This is a genomic window from Streptomyces sp. URMC 127 (genome assembly GCF_051386535.1).
Classification (GTDB): Bacteria; Actinomycetota; Actinomycetes; order Streptomycetales; family Streptomycetaceae; genus Streptomyces.
Genome location: NZ_JBPQTW010000376.1, coordinates 1 through 3,335 on the forward strand (window position 1 = coordinate 1; position 3,335 = coordinate 3,335).

At 74.9% G+C, this 3,335-nt stretch carries 3 protein-coding genes and 1 pseudogene; all 4 read right to left on the reverse strand.

What is annotated here, in order from left to right; translation table 11 throughout:
- Window positions 1-301: pseudogene (locus ACSNOH_RS34130) on the reverse strand (LppU/SCO3897 family protein); the annotation flags it as partial.
- A 49-nt stretch (window positions 302-350) separates the two neighbouring features.
- Entirely contained in the window at window positions 351-1,250 is a 900-nt protein-coding gene (locus ACSNOH_RS34135) for a 4-(cytidine 5'-diphospho)-2-C-methyl-D-erythritol kinase (RefSeq protein ID WP_436725332.1), read from the reverse strand.
- Window positions 1,251-1,306: 56 nt separating this feature from the next.
- A complete protein-coding gene (gene rsmA / locus ACSNOH_RS34140; RefSeq protein WP_436725333.1) occupies window positions 1,307-2,182 on the reverse strand; it encodes a 16S rRNA (adenine(1518)-N(6)/adenine(1519)-N(6))-dimethyltransferase RsmA in 876 nt (291 codons plus the stop codon).
- Window positions 2,179-3,335: ubiquitin-like domain-containing protein (locus tag ACSNOH_RS34145; RefSeq protein ID WP_436725334.1), on the reverse strand; the 1,157-nt coding region annotated here is incomplete at its 5' end. The genes rsmA and ACSNOH_RS34145, both read right to left, overlap by 4 nt.

Genomic DNA, 3,335 nt, shown 5'->3' on the forward strand with positions numbered 1-3,335 from the left:
CCGCCAGGGACATCGGGCTCCACCAGCCCTGCAGCAGCGTCTTGCCGTTCATGTCGCGCAGCACCGCCAGGCCGCAGTTGCGGCAGAACGGTCCCCTCACGTGCAGGAAGCGCATCATGATGAGGATGCCCTGGTGCTGGCGGATCGTCGCCTCGGCGGCGGGGAAGCCGCCGCACGTGCGGCACACGGGCCCTGCGGGCACGGGCGCGGGCGCAGGGGCGCCGTAGCCGTAGCCGTGCGCCTGCTGCGGGGCGTGCTGCTGGTACGGATTCTGCTGCTGGTACGGCGGTGGAGTCGCCATGGATGAACCCCCGATTCGGGCGCCCGTTCGGGGCGCGGAATCGCAGAGCCTAACGGACAGTGATCACCGCTCCGGGCACCGGCCCCGCGGCCACGCGGACCGCTCGGCACGTGCCGGACGCCCGCAGTGACTCGGCGACCTTCTGCGCCTGCTCCTCGTCGCCGGTGAGGAAGGCCGTCGTGGGGCCGGAGCCGGAGACCATCGCGGCCAGGGCGCCCGCCTCCGTGCCCGCGGTCAGCGTCTGCGCCAGCGACGGGCGCAGGGAGACCGCCGCCGCCTGCAGGTCGTTGCTCACGGCGCCCGCCAGCGCCGCCGCGTCCCCGGCCCGGAGGGCCTCCAGCAGGGCGGGCGAGGGGTCGGGGGCGGGCACGAACGCGTCGCCGCGCAGGCGGTCGCACTCGCCGTAGACGGCCGGGGTCGACAGGCCGCCGTCCGCGACCGCGAAGACCCAGTGGAAGCTCCCGCCCGTCTCGACCGGCGTCAGGAGCTCGCCCCTGCCCCGGCCCAGGGCGGTGCCGCCCACCAGGCTGAACGGCACGTCGCTGCCGAGCTCCGCGCAGATCTCCAGGAGCTCCTCGCGCGAGGCCCGCGTGCCCCACAGCGCGTCGCAGGCGACCAGCGCGCCCGCGCCGTCCGCGCTGCCGCCCGCCATGCCGCCGGCGACGGGGATGTCCTTGTCGATGTGGATGTGGACGTTCGCCTCGCGCCCGTGCCGCGCGGCCAGCGCCAGCGCGGCGCGCGCCGCGAGGTTGGAGGCGTCCAGCGGGACCTTGTCCGCGTCCGGGCCCGAGCAGGTCACCCGCAGCTCGTCGGCGGGCGTCACCGTGACCACGTCGTACAGGCCGACCGCCAGGAACACGTTGGCCAGGTCGTGGAAGCCGTCGGGCCGCAGCGGGCCCACCGCGAGCTGGACGTTGACCTTGGCGGGGACGCGAACGGTCACGGACACGGCAGCGGGCTCCTCGGCTGGGGTGCGGAATCAAGCCCCCCGATCGTACGGCGGTCTCAGGACTGCTTGTTCTCCGCGATCGCCGCGAACTCGTGCACCGTCAGCGCCTCGCCCCGCGCCTGCGGGGACACGCCGGCCGCCACGAGCGCGGCCTCCGCGGCCGCGGCCGACCCGGCCCAGCCGGCCAGCGCCGCGCGCAGCGTCTTGCGCCGCTGGGCGAACGCCGCGTCCACGACCGCGAACACCTCCTCCTTCGTCGCCGTCGTCTCGACCGGCTTGTCGCGGCGCACCAGCGACACCAGCCCCGAGTCGACGTTCGGCGCGGGCCAGAAGACGTTCCGCCCGATCGCGCCGGCGCGCTTGACCTCGGCGTACCAGTTGGCCTTGACGGACGGGACGCCGTAGACCTTGTTGCCGGGCCCGGCGGCGAGCCGGTCGGCGACCTCGGCCTGGACCATGACGAGCGTGCGCTCGATGCTCGGGAAGCGGTCGAGCATGTGCAGCAGCACCGGCACGGCGACGTTGTACGGCAGGTTGGCCACGAGCGCGGTGGGCGCGGGGCCTGGCAGCTCCTGGACGTGCATGGCGTCGCTGTGGACGAGAGCGAAACGATCCGCCCGCTCCGGCAGCCGCGCGGCGACGGTCGAGGGCAGGGCCGCGGCGAGCACGTCGTCGATCTCGACGGCGACGACCCGGTCGGCGGCCTCCAGGAGGGCGAGGGTCAGCGACCCCAGGCCGGGGCCGACCTCGACGACGACGTCGTCGGGCCGGACCTCGGCGGTGCGGACGATGCGCCGGACCGTGTTGGCGTCGATCACGAAGTTCTGGCCGCGCTGCTTGGTGGGGCGTACCCCGAGGGCTGCGGCCAGCTCGCGGATGTCGGCGGGGCCGAGCAGGGCGCCGGAATCGTCTGTACTGGGGCTGGAGCTCACCCGTGAAGTTTACGGCCGCACACGGGCCACGGGCTCGCCCCCCGGCTGACATACAGCTTCTTGGCCCGCAGCGTCTGCTCGGAGGCGGGCGCGTCCTGCGGCCGGCCGCTGCCGCCGAGCGACCGCCACGTGTGCACGTCGAACTGGTACAGGCCGCCGTACGTGCCGGACGGGTCGACCGCGTCCGGGCGGCCGCCGGCCTCGCACTGGGCGAGCCCTGCCCAGTTCAGGCCGTCCGCGCCGGCGCTCTGGACGGACACGGGGCGGGGCTTGGTGCCGACGCGGACGATCTGGGTGCGCGGCTCCTTCACGGTCTCGGACGCGACCCGGCGCGGCTTCTGCTTGACGCCGTTGACCGTGCGCAGCGCGTACGTGATGCGCTGCACGCCCTTCTCGCCGCGCTGGGAGACGACCTCGGTGCCCTTGAACAGGCTCGGGTCGTCGTGGCGCTCGGTGGTGAAGTCGATGGGCTCCTCGCGGACCTCCTCGCTGCCGGTGATCCGCATGACGGAGATCGTCTGGCCCTCGCGGGGGAAGCTGTCGGGGTCGACGGAGGTGGTGTCCTCGCCGTGGAGGGAGATGCCGGCCTGCTCGACGGCCTCGTGGACGGTGGCGGCGTTGGTGCGGATGGTGCGTTCGCGGCCGTCGGCCATGAAGGTGACGGTGCGCTCGGTGCGAATGGCGAGGTCGAGGCCCTCGCGGCTGATGGGGGCGGACCGCTCGGCCGACAGGTAGGCGCCCTCGGCGCGCACGCCGAGCTGGCGCAGGGCGCCGTCGACGGTGCGGGCGGTCGTCCACATGCGGCGGTGCTCGCCGTCGAGGGTGAGGGCGAGGGGGCGGCCGTAGCGGACGGTGATCTCGTCGCCGCGGGCGAGGTCGTGGCCGTGGCCGGGCGAGACGGCGTCGTGCTCGCCGAGTTCGAGGCCCTGGTCGGCGAGGAGCTCGTCGACGTCGTCGGCGAAGGTGTGCAGGACGCGCTCGCGGCCGTCGACGGTCAGCCGGACGGTCTTGTCGTCGGCGACGAACGCGGACGTGCCGCCGGCCAGGAACGCGACGACGAGGGCCTGCGGGAGCAGCTTGCGCAGGGCGTCGGGGCGGTGGTCGCCGGGGCGCTTGCGGCCGCGGCCGCCGGCGCGGCGGTCCGGGGCGGGGG